Here is an 18,354-nt window from a genome sequence, read left to right as displayed (position 1 = left end):
TTCACGCGGATCAGCGGATCAGTCGTCATCCGCTCATACGGAGGGCGGCCCGGCCGCACACCGCGGACCCGCCGTCATCCGCTGTCCACAGGAGAGCAGTCGTCATGACCACCCGTGCGCCCGCGGTCGAGGCGCGTCAGCTGATCAAAACCTATCCCGGTGACATCACGGCGTTGAACGGCATGAACGTCACCGTCGAGCCGGGCACCGTCTTCGGGCTCCTCGGCCCGAACGGCGCCGGGAAGTCCACCACCGTCAAGATCCTCACCACCCTGGCCCGCCCCGACTCGGGCTCGGCCACCGTCGCCGGCCACGATGTGCTGCGCCACCCGGACCGGGTGCGCCGCGCGATCGGCGTGGTCGCCCAGAACTCGGGGGCCGACCCCGTCGCCACGGGCCGGGAGAACCTCCAGCTCCAGGGCAGGCTCTACGGGTTGAGGGGCACCGCCCTGAGCCGTCGCGTCGACGAGCTGCTCGAACGCTTCACGCTCACCGATGCCGCCGGACGTCAGGTCAAGGGCTACTCCGGCGGCATGCGCCGCCGTCTCGACGTCGCGCTCGGACTGGTGCACCGCCCCGAGGTGCTGTTCCTCGACGAGCCCACCACCGGTCTCGACCCTCAGGCGCGCACCGCGATGTGGGACGAGATCGGCCGTCTCGCCGGCGAGGAGGGCCTGACCATCCTGCTCACCACGCCGACCGGCTCGCCGAGCGCATCGCGATCGTCGACCGCGGCCGGGTCGTGGTGGAGGGCACCCCAAAGTCGCTCAAGGGCGAACTGCGCGGTGACGCCGTCCACGTGGAACTGCGCGATGCGGTCGGCGAGGCCGGTCGTACGCTGCTGCGGGGCGCACTCGGCGGGCTGCCGGGCGTGCACGAGATGATCGTCGACGGGCGCCGGGTCAGCGCCCGCGCCGACGACGGAGCCGCTGCCATGCCCGCACTGCTCGGGGCGCTGGAGCGGGCCGGGGTGTCGGTGGCCGCGGCGACGGTCGCCCGGCCGTCCCTCGACGACGTCTATCTGCGCTACGCGGGCCGCCGCTACCGGGATTCATTCGCAGTGCACCGGCGTTCACGCCGGTGGTGAAGCGAATCTGGACGCGGCGACGCGGAGCGTCGCCGAATCGTTCCGGCGGAGCTGGATTCGGCTGATCCGTCCCGGGCTGTCGGTGGCTGGTGTTAGCGTCCGGATCGTGCAGCTTCGGTATGCCTTCCGTCTCGATCCGACGCCGGGTCAGCGCAGCGCGCTGGCGAGGGCGTTCGGGTGTGCGCGGGTGGTGTACAACGACGCGATCGCGGCGCGGGAGCGGGCGCGGGCGGCGGGGGAGGCGTTCCCCACGGCGGCGGTGCTGTCGAGGACGCTGGTCACCGAGGCGAAGAGGACCCGTGAGCGGCACTGGCTGGGCGAGGTGTCGGCGGTGGTGCTCCAGCAGTCGCTGCGGGACGCGGAGAGCGCCTACCGGCACTTCTTCGCCTCCCTGAAGGGAGCCCGGAAAGGAGCGCGGGTAGGGGCGCCCCGCTTCAAGTCCCGCAAGGACGAAAGGCAGGCGGTCCGGTTCACCGCGAACGCGCGCTGGAAGATCAACGAGACCGGAAGGCTGTTGCTGCCGAAGATCGGCGAGGTGAAAGTGCGCTGGTCGCGCACGCTGCCCGCCATCCCCTCCAGCGTCACGGTGATCAAGGACGCGGCCGGGCGATACTTCGCCTCCTTCGTCATCGACACCGACCCGGAGCAGGACCGGACCCGCTTCAGCGAGCCGGACCCCGACAGCACCCTCGGCATCGACCTGGGCCTGACCCTCCCCCAGACTCCGTCCGGGGGGACCCCCATCGCCGTCCTGTCCGACGGCACGAAGATCGACTCCCCGCGGTTCCTGCGCCGCGCCGAGAAGAAACTGAAGAAGGCCCAGCGGGAGCTGTCCCGCAAGCAGAAGGGATCCAGGAACCGGGAAAAGGCCCGGCTGAAAGTCGCCCGTGCCCACGCCAAGGTGGCTGACGCGCGCCGCGAGTTCCACCACCAGCTCTCCACCAGGCTGATCCGCGAGAGCCAAGCGGTCGCGGTGGAGGACCTGGCGGTCAAGGCACTGGCGCGTACCAGGCTGGGCAAGAGTGTGCATGATGCGGGCTGGTCCGCGTTCGTGGCCATGCTCGAATACAAAGCGGCACGTTATGGCCGGACGTTTGCCAAGGTCGGCCGGTTCGAGCCCACCAGCCAGGTGTGCTCCGCCTGCGGGATCAAGGACGGGCCCAAGCCCCTGCACGTGCGGGAGTGGACCTGCCCCGCGTGCGGGACGGTCCACGACCGGGACCACAATGCCGCGAAGAACATCAAGGCCGCCGGACTGGCGGTGACAGCCTGTGGAGCGCGGGTAAGACCGGGACATGTTCCGGCACCGCGCGGTGAAGCAGGAAGCCATGGAATCCGGTCCGGAGCCCGTGCCGCGTAGCGGCACAGCACCGGACCGGAAGGCCAGAATCCTCGGGCTTCAGCCCGAGGAGCAAGTCAATCCGAGACCGAAACGGAAGGCGAGCCGGCCGTGGCCGGGGGTGCGCGATGAGCACGACGATCTCCCAGACCTGGTACATGACGCAGCGTCAACTCATGGTGTTCGCACGGCAGCCCGCCTACGCGATCATCACTCTGATCCAGCCGGTGATCTGGCTGTTCCTGTTCGGCAACCTCTTCAAGAAGGTCGTCGAACTCGGCGGCTTCGGCACCACCTCGTATCTCGACTACCTGGTGCCGGGCGTGGTCGTGATGAGTGCCCTCAGCTCCAACATGTGGGCCGGCATGGGCACCCTGGAGGAGATCCAGCGGGGCACGCTCAACCGCTTCCTGACCACGCCGGTCAGCCGGGCCGCGCTGATGAACGGCAACGTCGTCAACAACGGCCTGGTCACCGCCCTGCAGTCGGTCATCATCGGGCTGCTCGGTCTGCTGGGCGGCGCCCACTACCCGGGCGGCATCGGGGGCATCGCGATCCTGGTCCTCGCCTCCGTGCTGCTCGGCACGGTCTTCGGGGCGCTGTCCAACGCGCTGGGGATGCTGGTGCGGGAGCGGGAGTCGATCATCGGCATCAACACGTTCCTGCTGCTGCCGCTGACGTTTCTTTCGAGCGCCTTCATGGCGCCGGACCAAATGCCCTCCTGGAGCGGCACATCGCCGACTTCAACCCGCTCGACTGGGCGATGATGGCGGGCCGTTCGGCGATGTCCGCGCACCCCGACTGGGGGCAGGTGTTCGGCCGGGGCGGGGCACTGCTGGGGCTGGCGGTCGTCTCGGTGTGGCTGTCGATCCGGACGTTCCGGTCGTACCAGCGGTCCGTGTGAGCACACCGGACGCAGCGAAGCGGCGGCACCCGCACAAGGCGGGTGCCGCCGCTTCCGGCGTGCTACGCGGCGGTCGCGCCCTCCTGCTCCGCCTCGATGCGCGCGTTCCACTCCCGCTTCGACGCCTGCCAGCCGTCCTCGTTGTGGCCCAGGCGCCAGTAGCCGGAGATCGAGAGGTCCTCGCGCGGGATCTGCCGCTCGACGCGCAGCAGTCGGCGCAGTTCCTTCACGAAGCTCGCCTCGCCGTGCACGAACGCGTGCACCCGGCCCTCGGGGAACTCCAGTGCCCGGACGGCCTCCACCAGGGCCTCGCCGATCGGCCGGTCTCCGCGGTGCAGCCAGACCACCTCTACATCGGAGTCGATCTTCTGCTCCTCCTCGGGGCCCGAGACCTCCACGAAGGCGTAGGTGTCGGCGCCGTCCGGCAGCGACTCCAGTGCGGCCGCGATCGCGGGCAGAGCGCTCTCGTCGCCGACGAACAGGTGCCAGTCGGCACCCGCGTCGGGGGCGTAGGCGCCGCCGGGGCCCATGAACCGCACGGTCTCGCCCGGCTGGACGCGCACCGCCCACGGTCCGGCGAGGCCCTCGTCGCCGTGGACCACGAAGTCAAGGGTCAGTTCCCGGTGTTCGGGGTCCCATGCGCGCACGGTGTAGGTACGTGTCACCGGCCACTGGTCGCGCGGCAACTCCTCGCGGATCCGCTGCATGTCGAAGGGTTCGGGGTAGGTGACGCCCTCGGCCGGCGGGAAGAGCAGCTTCACATAGTGATCGGTGCAGGTACCCGCCGAGAAATCGGCCAGGCCCTCGCCGCCGAGCACTACACGCTGCATGTGCGGGCTCAGCCGCTCCGTGCGGATGACCTGCGCGGAGTGGGCCTTGCGGCCCCCGCCTGCCGGGCGCTCTGCCATGACGGCCTCCCAGTTCCCTCTGCTTAGGTTTACCTAAGTTAGCACCTCCTTCCAGTTAACACCTCTCCCGTGAAGAGTTGATGAGCGCGCGCCTGGACCGGCACGTTCGCCGTGCCGCAGCCCGGTGCCGAGCTGCGGCTCGCCGAGGAGGCATGAGGGGACATTCGGACGCGTGGCCGTGTCCGGTCCGGTCCCGCCGCCTCCCGGCGGGTTGGGTGCCGTCGGGGCCCTCACGCCCCGAGCGTGGTGAGCAGCCGCTGCAGGGAGCCGCCCAGGCCCCAGCGGGTCGCCAGCTCGTTCAGGGCGGACGGGTCGCGCGGGGCGTGCGGAAGTGCCGTGTCGACCTCGGGCAGCGGCAGGTCGTCGGCGACGCGGACGACCTTGGGTGCGACCGCGACATAGGGCCGTGCCTCGTCGAGCCGCTTGCGCTGTGCCGGGGTGAGCTTCGACTTGGGGTCCTCGACCGCGGCCATGATCCCGGCCAGGTCGCCGAACTCGGCGAGCAGCTTCGCGGCCGTCTTCTCGCCGATGCCCGGCACGCCCGGCAGCCCGTCGCTCGGGTCGCCGCGCAGCAGCGCCAGGTCCGCGTAACCCCGCCCGTCGACGCCGTACTTCTCGCGCAGGAACGCCTCGTCGGTCAGCTGGAGCGTGCCGACGCCCTTGAGCGGATACAGCACACGCACCCCGCGGGCGTCGTCGACCAGTTGGTACAGGTCGCGGTCGCCGGTGACGATGTCGACCGGTCCCTTCGCGCGTGCCGTGAACGTGCCGATCACATCGTCCGCCTCGTACGCCGCCACGCCCACGCGCGCGATGCCCAGCGCGTCCAGGACGCCCTCGATGACGGGCACCTGAGGGGAGAGCGTGTCCGGCACCTCCTCCTCGTCCGGGCCCGCCTCGTGCTCCTCGGCCACGCGGTGCGCCTTGTAGGTCGGGATCAGCTCGACCCGCCAGTGCGGGCGCCAGTCCGCGTCCATGCAGGCGACCAGGTCGTCCGGGCGGTGGTCCCGGACCAGGCGGTCGATGAAGTCGAGCAGCCCGCGCACGGCGTTCACGGGCGTGCCGTCCGGGGCCTTCACGGAGTCCGGGATGCCGAAGTAGGCGCGGAAGTAGAGCGAGGCGGTGTCGAGGAGCATGAGCCGTCGGGTTGTCTGCGTCACCTTCCGCATCATGCCGTACGGCACCGACAGTGCCCCCTCGGAAGTGGTGCGGACTCCCTGGCGTGGCACAAGTGAACGACTTGTGAACTGAACCACTCGTGCGTTTGCCCTGTACAGGCGAGGGGCAGGCGCGCGTCGAAGCGATGCCGATTGCAAATTAAATCGTTTGCAACGGCTCGGAGGCTTCGAGATGAGAGGTACCTGTGTCATCCAGGCTTGAGGCCGAGCACCTCTACAAGGTGTTCGGCAGACGACCCGACAACGCCGTGGAACGGCTCCGGCAGGGAGCCGACCGTGAGGAGCTGCGCGCCGACGGCACCACCGCCGCCGTGATCGACGCATCCTTCACGGTGGAGCCGGGCCAGATCTTCGTCGTCATGGGCCTGTCCGGATCCGGCAAGTCCACGCTGCTGCGCATGCTCAACGGACTGCTCGAGCCGACCGCGGGACACGTCCGCTTCGACGGCCAGGATCTCACCGCGCTGGGCCCCCGCGAGCTGCGTGAGGTCCGCTCACGGAAGATCAGCATGGTCTTCCAGCACTTCGCGCTCTTCCCGCACCGCAGCGTCCGCGAGAACGCCGCCTACGGCCTCGAAGTACAGGGCGTGCCCCGCGCCGAGCGCGAGCGCCGCGCCGACGAGGCGCTCGCCCTGTGCGGCCTGGCCGGCTGGGAGAAGTCCTGGCCCGACGAGCTGTCCGGCGGCATGCAGCAGCGGGTCGGCCTGGCCCGCGCGCTCGCCACGGACGCCGATCTGTTGCTGATGGACGAGTCGTTCAGCGCGCTCGACCCGCTGATCCGCCGCGACATGCAGGACCAGCTCCTGGAACTCCAGAAGACCCTGAAGAAGACGATCGTCTTCATCACGCACGACCTCAACGAGGCCATGCGCCTGGGCGACCGCATCGCCGTGATGCGGGACGGCCGCATCGTGCAGATCGGCACCGCGGAGGACATCCTCGTGCGCCCCGCCGACGACTACGTGGCTTCCTTCACCCAGGACGTCGACCGTTCCCGCGTGCTGACCGCGGGCGTCGTCATGGACACCGCCGTGCGCGGCGACGAGGCGGACTGCGGCTGCGAGACCGTGACACCCGAGACCCCGTTCGTGGAGCTGTGCGCGATCAGCGCCCGCCTCGCGCACCCGGTCGCCGTGCTCGACGCGCGGCGCGGGCTCGTGGGCGTCGTACCCAGGCAGCGCCTCGTCGGCTTCCTCGGCGACCGGACGGGAGGGCCCACGCCCTGCGACACGTCCCGCGAGGAGGGAGGGAAGGTGAGCGCCCGTGCCTAGGATCCCGTTCGGCGACTGGGTCAACTCCACGGTCGACTGGCTGCTGCACCACGTGGCATGGCTGTTCGACCTTTGCAAGATTGTCTACCAGGGCGCCTTCGACGGCATCAACGCCGTCCTCCAGGCCCCCGAGCCCCTGCTGCTCGCGGGCATCCTCGCCGTGATCGCGTTCTGGCTGCGCGGCACGTCCGCAGGTGTCCTCACCTTTGCGGGATTCGCCTTCATCGACTCCCTGGAGCTGTGGGAGGACGCGATGGTGACCCTCTCGCTCGTCCTCGTGGCGACGATCATCGCGCTCGTCGTCTCCGTGCCCGTGGGCATCTGGGCGGCCCGTGCCGGCCGGGTCGGCGCCATCGTCCGGCCGGTGCTCGACTTCATGCAGACGCTGCCCGCGATGATCTACCTCATCCCGGCGATCCTCTTCTTCGGCACCGGCGCTCCCGCGGGCATCGTCGCCACCCTGATCTTCGCCCTCGCGCCCGGCGTCCGCATGACCGAGCTGGGCATCCGCCAGGTCGACAAGGAGCTGGTCGAGGCCGCCGAGGCGTTCGGCACCACCCCGCGCAACACGCTGCTGCGCGTCCAGCTCCCTCTCGCCCTGCCCACCGTCATGGCCGGTGTCAACCAGGTCATCATGCTGGGCCTGTCCATGGCGGCCATCGCGGGCATGGTCGGCACCGGCGGTCTCGGCGGCGACGTGAACGAGGCCATCGGCCAGCTCAACGTCGGTCTCGGCGCCGAGGCCGGTGTCGCCATCGTCATTCTGGCGATCTACCTGGACCGCATGACCAGCGCCCTGGGCACCCAGGTCTCCCCGCTGGGCCGGCGCACCGCCGCCCGGATGCGTGCGGCGCGGGGCCTGAAGATCTGGTCGTACCGCCCCCGGCCCGCCGTGGCCGTGATCGGCGTGGTCGTGCTCGCGCTCGCCGGCGGCGGGATGGGCGTCTTCGGCGGCGGTGACAAGGCCGCCACCGCGGCCGACACGCGGAACGTCGGCCAGGGCAAGAAGGTCACCATCGGCTACCTCCCGTGGGACGAGGGCGTCGCCTCCACGTTCCTGTGGAAGGAGATCCTGGAGCGGCGCGGGTTCCAGGTCGACGTCAAGCAGCTCGACGCCGGACCGCTGTACACCTCGCTCGCCCAGGGCGACATCGACTTCGAGACGGACTCCTGGTTGCCCACCACGCACGAGCAGTACTGGAAGAAGTACGGCAGCCGGCTCGACGACCTGGGTTCCTGGTACGGCCCCACGTCGCTGGAGCTGAGCGTGCCCTCGTACATGAAGGGCATCGACTCGCTGGAGGACCTCAAGGGCAGGGCGGGCACCTTCGGCGGGAAGATCACCGGCATCGAGTCGAGCGCCGGCGAGATGAGCCTGCTCAAGAACACGGTCCTCAAGGAGTACGGCCTCGACAAGGAGTACCGGGTCGTCGACAGCTCCACGCCCGCGATGCTCGCCGAGCTGAAGCGCGCGTACGCCAGGAAGGAGCCCGTCGTCGTCCCGCTCTGGTCGCCGCACTGGGCGTACCACGACTACGACCTGAAGAAGCTCAAGGACCCCAAGGGAGCCTGGGGCAAGGGCGACGCGGTGCACACGCTCGCCCGCAAGGGCTTCACGCAGGACAACCCCGTCCTCGGCACCTGGCTGAAGAACTTCACAATGGACGAGAAGCAGCTCACCGGCCTTGAAGCGGAGATCAACAAGGCCGGGAAGGGCAGGCAGCAGGACGCTGTGCGCGCCTGGCTGAAGAAGAACCCGGGCCTCGTCGACAAGCTCGCCCCCGTCCAGAAGTCCGTTTCCGGCGCCGCGGCCACTTCCCGGTCCGGTAGCGGCAACTCGCCGGGTCGGCAAGGAACTTCAGGGTGAGGTGAGCGCCGGGGAACCGTGGAGCGGATGACTCCGCGGTGACCCGCCGGCGGACCGCACTACGTACTGGCGTACGAGAAGGATCCGGACAACCGCATCCGGTCCGCGACCATGCCGTACCCACGCCCTGCCGCCCGGGGGCGCCGAACGCCGATTCGGTGCCCCCGGGCCTTGTCGTGCTGCTCCGGAGGTGCCGCGGGCGTCACCTCCGTGCCCGGTGGCACCGCCCGACTCACCGTTCACGCCCCTTCGGGCCGCGCGGCCCCTCGCCGCATCGCGGCCGCCTCGACGGTCGCCCCGGGTCTCTGGCCAGGCCTTTTCCTCCGCTGCCAGGGCGGCGCGCGCGGGGAGGCGGCACGGCTCGTCCACTGGCGCGAACTGTAACGCTCACCACCCTTGTATGTGACACCGATGTGACGGGCGCATGAAACGGTTTGCCGAACATGCGTAGGGTGCAGACAACTCAACAGAAGCAGTACACCGATGAGCCATCGGGCAGCGGCGGCGCATCCGACGGACAGAGCAGCGGACCGACGAGCGAGGGAGGGAGCCGGAGCGATGGGCGACCACAAAGAACAGCCCCTTCGGGTGGGCGCGGCCGTCCGGCGGCGGCGCCGGGCACTGGAGCTCACCCTCGCCGTCGTGGCCGAGCGCAGCGGCCTGTCGGTCCCCTTCCTGAGCCAGGTCGAGAACGAGCGGGCGCGCCCCAGCAGGCCCTCCCTGGAGCGGATCGCCGACGCCCTGGGCACCACCGCCGTCGAACTGCTCGCGGCGGCCGACCCGGCGTGCAGCGTGGACGTCCTGCGGGCCGACGACGAGGGAGTCCCGCCGGGGCAGGCGCGGGTGCGCCCCTTGGTGCGCGGTCATCACCAGTTGCACGCGATGGAGTTCATCGGGGACCACGACGAGGGACGCGAATTCCAGCATCGCAACGACGAGGTGATGTACGTCGTCGACGGCGGTGTCGAGGTGGAGGCGGAGGGCCGGGCGCACCGGCTCGGACGGGGTGACACGCTGTATCTGAGCGGGGGAGTGCGCCATCGCTGGCGGGCGACCGTGCCGGACACCCGCGTGATCGTCGTCGCGGTCGCCGACCACATCGAGGCGGTCGAGGACCCCTCCGGCCGGCGCTGACCGTACCCAGGGCGCCGGGTGGGCCGCCTCTGCCAGGGGGAAGCCGTTCAGGTGCCGCGCTGGAATACTGACCGGTATGCCTGATGCCTCCGAATGCGCCGGCCGGTGGCCGTGATGAGGGTCGTCTCGCTCGTCCCGTCGCTGACCGAGACCGTGGCCCTGTCCGCGCCGGGCGCGCTGGTCGGCGCGACCGACTGGTGCAGCCATCCGGCACGCCTCGACGTCGTCCGGATCGGCGGCACCAAGAACCCGAAGGTCGAACGGATCGTCCGGCTCGCCCCCGACCTGGTGCTCGCCAACGAGGAGGAGAACCGGGAGCCGGATCTCGCGGCCCTGCGGGAGGCGGGCCTCAAGGTGCTGGTCACCGAGGTCCGGGACGTGCCCCAGGCCTTCCGCGAGCTGGAGCGGGTCCTGGCCGCGTGCGGGGCCCCCGCCCGGCCGCGCTGGCTGGTCGAGGCCCGGGCCGCATGGTCGAGGCTGCCGGTGCCCGAGCGCCGTACGACCGCCGTCGTGCCTGTCTGGCGCCGGCCCTGGATGGTGCTGGGCCGGGACACCTTCGCCGGGGACGTCCTGGCCCGGCTCGGCGTGGACCACGTCCACGCCGCGCACCCGGAACGCTATCCGCGGATCCCCCTGGACGAGCTGCGGGCCGCTGCCCCCGACCTCGTCGTGCTGCCCGACGAGCCCTACCGCTTCACGGCCGAGGACGGCCCGGAGGCGTTCGAGGGGACGCCGTGCGCACTGGTCAGCGGGCGTCATCTGACCTGGTACGGGCCGTCTTTGGCCGAGGCGCCGCACGTCGTCGGTGAGGCGCTGCGAGCAGTTCTCCGCTGACGATTCCCGGCCGGTTCGGACGGCGGCGGCGAGCGGCACATACGGGCCGATCGCGGGCCCGCGGAGCCTGGTGTGCCAGGCCGGTGACTCGTCATCGGCGGGGTGCTGCGAGCGGTTCTTCGCTTGAGACTCCCGGTCGGTGCGGACGGCGGCGGCGAGCGGCACGCACGGGCCCCGATCGCGGGCCTGTCGAGTCCGATGTGTCGGACCGGTGACGCGTCATTGGCGAGGTGCTGCGAGCAGTTCTCCGCTGATGACTCCCCGGCCGGTGCGGACGGCGGCGAGGGCCCAGGCGGCGAGGAGCAGCGTGTACAGGGCGATCGCGAGCGCGTCGAGGGTGGCGAGCCCGGTGTGCCGGGCCAGCGACTCCGTGCCGGTGACACAGGTGCCCACCGGGAAAGTGAACGCCCACCAGGTCATGGTGAAGCCCATGCCCCGCCGCAGGGCGCGCACCACCAGTGCGGCGGCCAGGCCCAGCCACAGCAGCGCGAAGCCCATCACCGGGACGCCGTAGAGCACGGAGAGGACGGCGAAGCCCTCGTCGTAGGGGGCCGGGACGGTGCCCGGCGCCACGTCCGCGATATTGCCGACGGCGGTGGCGGACTGGCCCAACGGGCCGAGGACCAGGAAGAGGGTCGGCGTCAGGGCGAGCGGCAGCGGGCCCGCGGTGATCAGCCGGGCGAGGATCAGCGGCAGCATCACGAGCGTGGCCAGCAGACTGAGCCCGAACATCGCGAAGGCCGCGAGCAGCAGGGTCTCCCTGGGCTGACCGGCGGGCAGGTGCGGGACCAGCGGCGGAGCCAGGACCGCGGAGACCATGGGGGCGACCAGGGGCAACAGCCACACAGGGGTGGCCCGGCCCGGTTCGATGCGGTGCCGGACGACCATCAGATACGGGACGGCCACCGCGGTGACGAGCCCGACGACCGTACCGGCGGTGAAGAGCACGGCGTCCAGGGCGACGGCCGGGCCCGCCCCGATCCAGTCCCGGCCGATCACCAGGGCACCGCCGCCGACGGCCAGCAGGGCCATGGCGAGGCAGCCGTAGAACGGGGCGACGGCCGGGTCGAGGAGGTGGGCTCGGGCCTGGTCGCGGTGGTGGAGCCAGTGCAGGGCGCGGGCGCCGAGGAGGGTCACGAGCAGGGCCGCCGAGAGCGCCCAGACGGCGGCGCAGGCGGTCCGCAGCCCCGGCACGTGCGCGGCGCGCGGCAGCCCGGCGCCCGCCGTCGCCACGATCGCGGTGCCCATCACGCAGGCGTACCAGTTCGGACCGAGGTGCCGGACGGCGGCGGCCGGCCGGTGGTGGGCGGGGAGAGCGAGGGGCTGGGCTGCGATGACCATGTGTGCAGGGTTTCGCCACGACGCCCTCCTCACCAGGGACCATGTCTCTATGGGGGCATAAGCTGTGTTTATGAGTGTGGGTGATGAGGCGGTGCTCCCGGTGGTCGGCCTCGCGCACCGGGTGCCGGACCTGGGGGCGCTGGAGCTGCTGCTCGCGGTGGCTCGGCTGGGCAGCCTGGGGCGGGCCGCGCGGGAGCTGGGGATCACCCAGCCGGCGGCGAGCAGCCGGATCCGGTCGATGGAGCGGCAGCTGGGCGTGGCGCTGGTGGACCGTTCGCCGCGGGGTTCGCGGCTGACCGACGCCGGGGCGCTGGTCACCGACTGGGCGCGGCGGATCGTGGAGGCCGCGGAGGCGTTCGACGCGGGGGCGCAGGCGCTCAGGGGCCGACGGGACTCACGGCTGCGGGTGGCCGCGAGCATGACCATCGCCGAGTACCTGCTGCCCGGCTGGCTGATCGCGCTGCGCGCGCAGCGGCCCGACACAGCGGTGTCGCTGCTGGCCGGGAACTCGGCGGCGGTCGCCGAGCGTCTGCTCGCGGACGAGGCGGACCTGGGGTTCGTGGAGGGGCTGTCCGTGCCGGCGGGCCTGGAGGCGGCGGTCGTCGCGCACGACCGACTGATCGTGGTCACGGCACCGGGGCACCCCTGGGCCCGCCGCCGCACGCCGCTCTCCGCGCGGGAACTGGCGTCGACGCCACTGATCCTGCGGGAGGAGGGCTCGGGTACCCGCCAGGTCCTGGACACTGCCCTGGGCGGCCTGGCCCGCCCCCTGCTCGAACTGTCCTCGACGACGGCGGTCAAGTCCTCGGCGGTCAGCGGCGCGGGCCCGGCGGTCCTGAGCGAACTGGCCGTGGGAGAGGAACTGTCGGCCCGTCGCCTGGTGAGCGTCCCCGTCGACGGCGTACGCCTTGACCGGGTGCTGCGAGCGGTGTGGCGCACGGGCCACCGGCCGACGGGACCGGGGCGGGATCTGCTGGGGCTGACGCGGGGCTGAGCGCTGCGCCGGCAGTCCGGTATGCCACCTGCGGGTACGTCGTGGCTGGTCGTTCCCCCAAGTTCTCGGCTTCTCCCCCAAGCTCTCGGCTTCGCTCGAGCAGGGGGGACCCCCATGAACAGGGGGGACCGCCATCGCGGCGGAGCCGCACAATGTCCCAGCCCCGCGCCCCTTTGGGGCGCTGCCGAACCGTGTCCCCACGTCGCTGCGGCGCCCGCCGGGCGGCCCACGGGGAAGGACGACGGAAGGGCGGCGGAACCTAGCGGCGCGTCCGGCCGGCGGACGCGGCTCGCACCAGCGCCCTCATCACCCGTACGTCCTCGCCCATCTCCGGATGCCACTGCACGCCCAGCACCCAAGCGGCACCCGGCAGCTCCACCGCCTCCACCGTGCCGTCCGCCGCGTATGCAGACGCGACGAGACCCTCGCCGAGGCGGTCCACGGCCTGGTGGTGGTAGGCCGGTACCGAGGTCTCCTCCGGGACGGCAGCCCCGTACAGCGTGCCGGGCACCGGCTTGACCGGGTGGCGGCCGAAGACTCCGAGGACCTCCGCGTGCCCGGTGATGTGCTGCACGAGCGTGCCGCCGAGCGCGACGTTCAGCAGTTGCATCCCGCGGCAGATGCCGAGCAGCGGCGTCCCGGACGCCAACGCTGCCTCGATCAGGGCGAGTTCCCAGGCGTCCCGCTCGGGCGCGGGCGGCCCGGTGCGCGCCGATCGCTCCGCGCCGTAGCGGGACGGGTCGACGTCCGGGCCGCCCGCGATCACCAGGCCGTCCAGCCGGGCGACCGTCACCGCCGCGTGCTCCGGGTCGTCGGGCGGCAGCATCGCGGCGAGCCCGCCGGCTCGCTGCACGAGCCGCGGGTAGCCCGCCGGCAGCAGCGCCGCGTCCAGCTCCCAGACGCCCCAGCGCGCTCCGGCCTCCAGATACGTACTCACACCGATCAGCGGTCGTGCGGTCACGCGATGCCTCCCCGGGTTCAATGGAACGTATTCATACCTTTGTGGGAGTGCTTACGCCAGGAACCCCCGCAGCAGCGCCGCCGTCCCCGCGCAGTGCTCGCGCATCATCTCCCGCGCGCCGTCCACGTCCCCGTCGAGCACCGCCTCCACCAGCGCCTCGTGCTGCCGCTGGGAGTGCTCCAGGTTGCGCACCAGCAAGGGGATGCAGTCCAGCAGGTCGTTCACCGTCGCCCGTACGGCCGCGTACTGCGCGGTCAGCGAGGGCGACCCGCAGAGTTCGGCCAGCGTGAGGTGCAGCAGGGTGTCCAGGCGCCGGTACTCCGTGAGCGGCGCGTCCTGCGTGCGCGCCAGTGCCTCCCGCAGCCGTGCCGCCTGCTCCGCCGTGAGGCCGTGCGTCGCGCACAGGCCCGCCGCGCCCACCTCCAGCACCTCGCGGAAGCGCAGCACGTCCTCGATGTCGACCTTCTCGACGCGCCGGCGCAGCTCGTCCTCGCCGCCCGCGTCGACGCGCGGCCGCACGAACGTGCCGCCGTAGCGCCCGCGCCGCGATTCCACCAGGCCTTGGTCCTGGAGCACCTTCAGCACCTCGCGCAGCGTCACCCGGCTGATTCCCAGCCGCTCCGCCAGCTCCCGCTCCGCGGGCAGCCGTTCGCCGCCCGGCACCAGGCCGAGGCGGACGACCTGGAGGATCTGCTCCAGCGCCTCCTCGAAGCCGTTGCCGGCCCGCACCGGTCGCAGCACCGGTGTCAGCCGGTCCTGTGCCGACCGGTCCTGTGTCGGCCAGTCCTGTGCCGAGCGGTCCTGTGTCGACCGGTCCTGCGGGCCGCCCGTGCCGCCGTCGGGTTCCGCCTGCGACATCTGGCCGCGCCCCCTTCCCAAGCAAAGGTTCTCGCAAATACCTTATGACTCTCGGCGGACCGAAGGAGACCTTCCGTGGCACACCGCACACCCCCGCTCGGCGTCGAGGAGCTGCACGTCCTCGTCGCGGGCGGCGAGATCGACACTGTCGTCCTGGCCTTCCCCGACATGCAAGGGCGCCTTCAGGGCAAGCGGTTCGCCGCGCGCTTCTTCCTCGACGAGGTCCTGGAGCACGGCACGGAGGGCTGCAACTACCTCCTCGCCGTGGACACCGAGATGAACACGGTCGACGGCTACGACATGTCCTCCTGGGACCGCGGCTACGGCGACTTCGCCCTCCACCCGGACCTGAGCACACTGCGCCGGGTGCCCTGGAACGAGGGTACGGCGATGGTCATCGCCGACCTCGCCTGGAACGACGGCTCGCCCGTGGTCGCCGCGCCCCGCCAGATCCTCCGCCGGCAGCTCGACCGCCTAGCCGCCCTCGGACACACCGCCCAGGCCGGCACCGAGCTGGAGTTCATCGTCTTCAAGGACACCTACGAGCAGGCCTGGGACGCGAACTACCGCGGGCTGACCCCGGCCAACCAGTACAACATCGACTACTCGGTGCTGGGCACCGGGCGGATCGAGCCGCTCCTGCGCCGTATCCGCAACGAGATGGCGGGCGCGGGCCTCACCGTCGAGTCCGCCAAGGGCGAGTGCAACCCCGGCCAGCACGAGATCGCGTTCCGGTACGACGAGGCGCTGGTCACCTGTGACCAGCACGCGATCTACAAGACCGGCGCCAAGGAGATCGCGGCCCAGGAGGGCGTCTCGCTCACCTTCATGGCCAAGTACAACGAGCGCGAGGGCAACTCCTGTCACATCCACCTCTCGCTCGCGGACGAGCACGGCCACAACGTCATGGCCGGTTCGGCCGGCGACCCCGGCGGGATGTCCGAGACCATGCGGCACTTCCTCGCCGGTCAGCTCGCCGCCCTGCGCGACTTCTCGCTCCTCTACGCGCCGGGCATCAACTCCTACAAGCGGTTCCAGCCCGGCTCCTTCGCCCCGACCGCGGTCGCCTGGGGGTACGACAACCGCACCTGTGCCCTCAGGGTCGTCGGCCACGGCCGCTCGCTGCGCTTCGAGAACCGGGTGCCCGGCGGTGACGTCAACCCGCACCTCGCGGTCGCCGCCATGGTCGCGGCCGGGCTCCACGGCATCGAGCAGAAGCTGGAGCTTCCCGAGCCGTGCCCCGGGAACGCGTACACCGCCGAGTACGAGCACGTGCCCACCACCCTGCGCGAGGCCGCCGAGCTCTGGGAGAACAGCGCCATCGCCAAGGCCGCCTTCGGCGACGAGGTGGTCGCGCACTACCGCAACATGGCCCGCGTCGAGCTGGCCGCTTTCGATGCCGCGGTGACCGACTGGGAGCTACGCCGCTCCTTCGAACGCATGTGAGAGGTTCTTCCTTGTCGAACGAGCTCGATCTGCACGTACTCAATCCGGCCACCGAGGAGGTCGTCGCCACCGTCCCGGCCGCCACCGCCGAGGACGTCGACGCGGCCGTCGTACGGGCGGCGCGGGCACAGGCCCGATGGGCAGCCCTGGCGCCGGGCGACCGCGCCCGGCTGCTGCGCCGGTTCGCCGTGACCGTCGACGAACACCTCGAAGCGCTTGCCCGGTTGGAGGTCCGCGAGGCGGGACACACGGTCGGCAACGCCCGCTGGGAGGCGGGCAACGTCCGCGACCTGCTCGACTACGCGGCCGGGGGAGTGGAGCGGCTCACCGGCCGCCAGATCCCCGTCCCGGGCGGCCTGGACGTCACGATCCTCGAACCGCTCGGTGTCGTCGGTGTCATCGCACCCTGGAACTTCCCGATGCCGATCGCCGCGTGGGGCACGGCCCCGGCGCTCGCGGCCGGCAACGCGGTCATCCTGAAGCCCGCCGAAACGACCCCGCTCACGGCTCTGCGTCTGGCCGAGCTGGCCCTGGCGGCCGGGCTGCCGGAGGGGCTGTTCCAGGTGCTGCCCGGCCACGGCCCTGTCGCGGGCGACGCGCTGGTCGAGCACCCGGGCGTGGCGAAGATCGTCTTCACCGGGTCGACGGCCGTGGGCAAACAGGTGCTGGCGAAGGGCTCCGCGCTCCTCAAGCGCGTCACCCTCGAACTCGGCGGCAAGAGCCCCAACATCGTCTTCGCCGATGCCGACCTCGACGCCGCCGCGGCCGCCGCCCCCATGTCCTTCCTCGACAACTCCGGCCAGGACTGCTGCGCCCGCACCCGCATCCTCGTCCAGCGCTCCGCCTACGACCGCTTCCTCGACCTCCTCGCCCCCGCCGTCGAGTCGGTCCTCGTCGGCGACCCGGCGGACGAGAAGACCCAGATGGGCCCGCTGATCTCCAAGGTCCAGCTGGAGCGCGTCCGTTCGTACGTCGCAGCCGACGCGCCCGGCATCCGCGGCAAGGCCCCCGAAGGCCCCGGCTTCTGGTTCCCGCCCACCGTCCTCACCGATGTCGACCCGCACGCGCGCGTGGCCGTCGAGGAGGTCTTCGGCCCGGTCGCCGTCGTCCTGCCCTTCGAGGACGAGGCCGACGCGATCCGCCTCGCCAACGACACGAACTACGGACTGTCCGGCTCCATCTGGACGAGGGACGTCGGCCGCGCGCTGCGCGTCTCCCAGGCGGTCCGCGCGGGCAACCTGTCCGTCAACTCCCACTCCAGCGTCCGCTACTGGACCCCCTTCGGCGGCTTCAAGCAGTCGGGGATCGGCCGTGAACTCGGCCCGGACGCCCTGACCGCCTTCACCGAGACCAAGAACGTCTTCATCAGCACGGAGGGCCCCGCACAGTGACCGCAACCAGCGAAGACATCGTCTGCCGCCGGCTCGTCGGCCGTACCGCCGTCATCACCGGAGCCGGCAGCGGCATCGGGCTCGCCACCGCGCGCCGACTCGCCGCCGAGGGCGCCCACGTCGTCTGCGGCGACGTCGACGAGACGCGCGGCAAGGCGGCCGCCGAGGAGGTCGGCGGGCTGTTCGTGAAGGTCGACGTCACCGACGCCGAACAGGTCGAGGCACTGTTCAAGGCCGCGTACGACACCTACGGCTCCGTCGACATCGCGTTCAACAACGCGGGTATCTCGCCGCCCGACGACGACTCCATCCTGGAGACCGGCCTGGAGGCCTGGAAGCGGGTCCAGGAGGTCAACCTCACCTCCGTCTACCTGTGCTGCAAGGCCGCGATCCCCTACATGCGGCGCCAGGGCAAGGGCTCCATCATCAACACGGCGTCGTTCGTGGCCCGGATGGGCGCGGCCACCTCGCAGATCTCGTACACGGCCTCCAAGGGCGGTGTGCTCGCCATGTCCCGTGAGCTGGGGGTGCAGTTCGCGCGCGAGGGCATCCGGGTCAACGCCCTGTGCCCCGGGCCGGTCAACACCCCGCTCCTGCAAGAGCTGTTCGCGAAGGACCCCGAGAGGGCCGCGCGCCGACTGGTCCACATCCCGGTCGGGCGGTTCGCGCAGGCCGAGGAGATCGCCGCGGCGGTCGCGTTCCTCGCCAGCGACGACTCCTCCTTCGTGAACGCCACCGACTTCCTGGTGGACGGCGGGATCTCGGGCGCGTACGTCACGCCCCTTTAGGGGATGAAGGGGTGAATCACCCCTTTTGAGTGGGTGAAGGTGTACGGTCCACG

General features: G+C 71.4%; 13 protein-coding genes and 3 pseudogenes. 11 read left to right on the top strand and 5 right to left on the bottom strand.

Going from position 1 to position 18,354, the window contains the following annotated elements; genetic code table 11:
- Positions 1 to 104: 104 nt before the first annotated feature.
- The 3 genes and pseudogenes from Q2K21_RS23565 (at position 105) to Q2K21_RS23555 (ending at position 3,330) form a co-directional block, all read left to right on the top strand.
- Positions 105 to 1,087 (top strand): annotated as a pseudogene (locus Q2K21_RS23565) (ATP-binding cassette domain-containing protein).
- A gap of 106 nt (positions 1,088 to 1,193) precedes the next feature.
- A complete protein-coding gene (locus tag Q2K21_RS23560; RefSeq protein WP_310774827.1) occupies positions 1,194 to 2,447 on the top strand; it encodes an RNA-guided endonuclease InsQ/TnpB family protein in 1,254 nt (417 codons plus the stop codon).
- A 107-nt stretch (positions 2,448 to 2,554) separates the two neighbouring features.
- A pseudogene (locus tag Q2K21_RS23555) lies at positions 2,555 to 3,330 on the top strand (ABC transporter permease).
- Between the two features lie 62 nt (positions 3,331 to 3,392).
- Here the strand turns inward: Q2K21_RS23555 and Q2K21_RS23550 are convergent.
- Positions 3,393 to 4,238 (bottom strand): siderophore-interacting protein, encoded by an 846-nt coding sequence (locus Q2K21_RS23550; RefSeq protein ID WP_310774826.1) that lies wholly within the window; start codon positions 4,236 to 4,238, stop codon positions 3,393 to 3,395.
- 230 nt (positions 4,239 to 4,468) lie between these two features.
- A complete protein-coding gene (locus Q2K21_RS23545) occupies positions 4,469 to 5,407 on the bottom strand; it encodes a 5'-3' exonuclease (protein WP_310781186.1) in 939 nt (312 codons plus the stop codon).
- A 194-nt stretch (positions 5,408 to 5,601) separates the two neighbouring features.
- Between Q2K21_RS23545 and Q2K21_RS23540 the strand changes: the two genes are divergently transcribed.
- The 4 genes and pseudogenes from Q2K21_RS23540 (at position 5,602) to Q2K21_RS23525 (ending at position 10,522) form a co-directional block, all read left to right on the top strand.
- The gene (locus tag Q2K21_RS23540) at positions 5,602 to 6,687 is read left to right on the top strand and encodes a quaternary amine ABC transporter ATP-binding protein (RefSeq protein ID WP_310774825.1); all 1,086 of its coding nucleotides are present in this window, start codon (positions 5,602 to 5,604) and stop codon (positions 6,685 to 6,687) included.
- Positions 6,680 to 8,503: pseudogene (locus Q2K21_RS23535) on the top strand (ABC transporter permease/substrate binding protein); the annotation flags it as partial. The gene Q2K21_RS23540 and the pseudogene Q2K21_RS23535, both read left to right, overlap by 8 nt.
- A 609-nt stretch (positions 8,504 to 9,112) precedes the next feature.
- On the top strand, positions 9,113 to 9,688 hold the full coding sequence (locus Q2K21_RS23530) for a helix-turn-helix domain-containing protein (RefSeq protein WP_310774824.1): 576 nt from the start codon (positions 9,113 to 9,115) through the stop codon (positions 9,686 to 9,688).
- 114 nt (positions 9,689 to 9,802) lie between these two features.
- Positions 9,803 to 10,522 (top strand): helical backbone metal receptor, encoded by a 720-nt coding sequence (locus Q2K21_RS23525; protein ID WP_310774823.1) that lies wholly within the window; start codon positions 9,803 to 9,805, stop codon positions 10,520 to 10,522.
- A 219-nt stretch (positions 10,523 to 10,741) separates the two neighbouring features.
- Here Q2K21_RS23525 and Q2K21_RS23520 read toward each other — a convergent pair whose 3' ends face one another.
- Positions 10,742 to 11,863: a TDT family transporter gene (locus tag Q2K21_RS23520; protein WP_310774822.1), complete on the bottom strand. Its 1,122-nt coding sequence runs from the start codon at positions 11,861 to 11,863 to the stop codon at positions 10,742 to 10,744.
- Between the two features lie 70 nt (positions 11,864 to 11,933).
- On the opposite strand from Q2K21_RS23520, the gene Q2K21_RS23515 reads away from it, so the two are divergent.
- On the top strand, positions 11,934 to 12,857 hold the full coding sequence (locus Q2K21_RS23515) for a LysR family transcriptional regulator (RefSeq protein ID WP_310774821.1): 924 nt from the start codon (positions 11,934 to 11,936) through the stop codon (positions 12,855 to 12,857).
- Positions 12,858 to 13,116: 259 nt separating this feature from the next.
- Here the strand turns inward: Q2K21_RS23515 and Q2K21_RS23510 are convergent, their stop codons facing one another.
- Both Q2K21_RS23510 and Q2K21_RS23505 read right to left on the bottom strand, forming a co-directional pair.
- Positions 13,117 to 13,818, bottom strand: a complete 702-nt coding sequence (locus tag Q2K21_RS23510) for a gamma-glutamyl-gamma-aminobutyrate hydrolase family protein (RefSeq protein ID WP_310774820.1) — start codon at positions 13,816 to 13,818, stop codon at positions 13,117 to 13,119.
- 51 nt (positions 13,819 to 13,869) lie between these two features.
- The gene (locus Q2K21_RS23505) at positions 13,870 to 14,676 is read right to left on the bottom strand and encodes a FadR/GntR family transcriptional regulator (protein ID WP_310774819.1); all 807 of its coding nucleotides are present in this window, start codon (positions 14,674 to 14,676) and stop codon (positions 13,870 to 13,872) included.
- A gap of 75 nt (positions 14,677 to 14,751) precedes the next feature.
- Between Q2K21_RS23505 and Q2K21_RS23500 the strand changes: the two genes are divergently transcribed.
- Genes Q2K21_RS23500 through Q2K21_RS23490 form a run of 3 tightly spaced genes read left to right on the top strand, consistent with a single transcriptional unit; the run spans position 14,752 to position 18,301 of the window.
- Entirely contained in the window at positions 14,752 to 16,122 is a 1,371-nt protein-coding gene (locus Q2K21_RS23500; RefSeq protein ID WP_310774818.1) for a glutamine synthetase family protein, read from the top strand.
- A gap of 11 nt (positions 16,123 to 16,133) precedes the next feature.
- Positions 16,134 to 17,513, top strand: a complete 1,380-nt coding sequence (locus Q2K21_RS23495; protein ID WP_310774817.1) for an aldehyde dehydrogenase family protein — start codon at positions 16,134 to 16,136, stop codon at positions 17,511 to 17,513.
- Positions 17,510 to 18,301, top strand: coding sequence for a 3-oxoacyl-ACP reductase (locus Q2K21_RS23490; protein ID WP_310774816.1), 792 nt, complete (start codon positions 17,510 to 17,512; stop codon positions 18,299 to 18,301). Before Q2K21_RS23495 ends, Q2K21_RS23490 begins: the two co-directional genes overlap by 4 nt.
- Positions 18,302 to 18,354 lie beyond the last annotated feature (53 nt).

This window comes from Streptomyces sp. CGMCC 4.7035, assembly GCF_031583065.1.
GTDB lineage: Bacteria > Actinomycetota > Actinomycetes > Streptomycetales > Streptomycetaceae > Streptomyces > Streptomyces yaanensis.
Note: the sequence above shows the minus strand (reverse complement) of the source record. Positions and strands in the feature narration are given on the sequence as shown.

What these genes read in the sequence shown, in the direction of transcription:
- Q2K21_RS23550 (WP_310774826.1), bottom strand. Translation starts at nt 4,238, where the DNA reads ATGGCAGAGCGCCCGGCAGGCGGGGGCCGCAAGGCCCACTCCGCGCAG.
- Q2K21_RS23545 (WP_310781186.1), bottom strand. Translation starts at nt 5,407, where the DNA reads ATGCGGAAGGTGACGCAGACAACCCGACGGCTCATGCTCCTCGACACC.
- Q2K21_RS23530 (WP_310774824.1), top strand. Translation starts at nt 9,113, where the DNA reads ATGGGCGACCACAAAGAACAGCCCCTTCGGGTGGGCGCGGCCGTCCGG.
- Q2K21_RS23525 (WP_310774823.1), top strand. Translation starts at nt 9,803, where the DNA reads ATGAGGGTCGTCTCGCTCGTCCCGTCGCTGACCGAGACCGTGGCCCTG.
- Q2K21_RS23520 (WP_310774822.1), bottom strand. Translation starts at nt 11,863, where the DNA reads ATGGTCATCGCAGCCCAGCCCCTCGCTCTCCCCGCCCACCACCGGCCG.
- Q2K21_RS23515 (WP_310774821.1), top strand. Translation starts at nt 11,934, where the DNA reads ATGAGTGTGGGTGATGAGGCGGTGCTCCCGGTGGTCGGCCTCGCGCAC.
- Q2K21_RS23505 (WP_310774819.1), bottom strand. Translation starts at nt 14,676, where the DNA reads ATGTCGCAGGCGGAACCCGACGGCGGCACGGGCGGCCCGCAGGACCGG.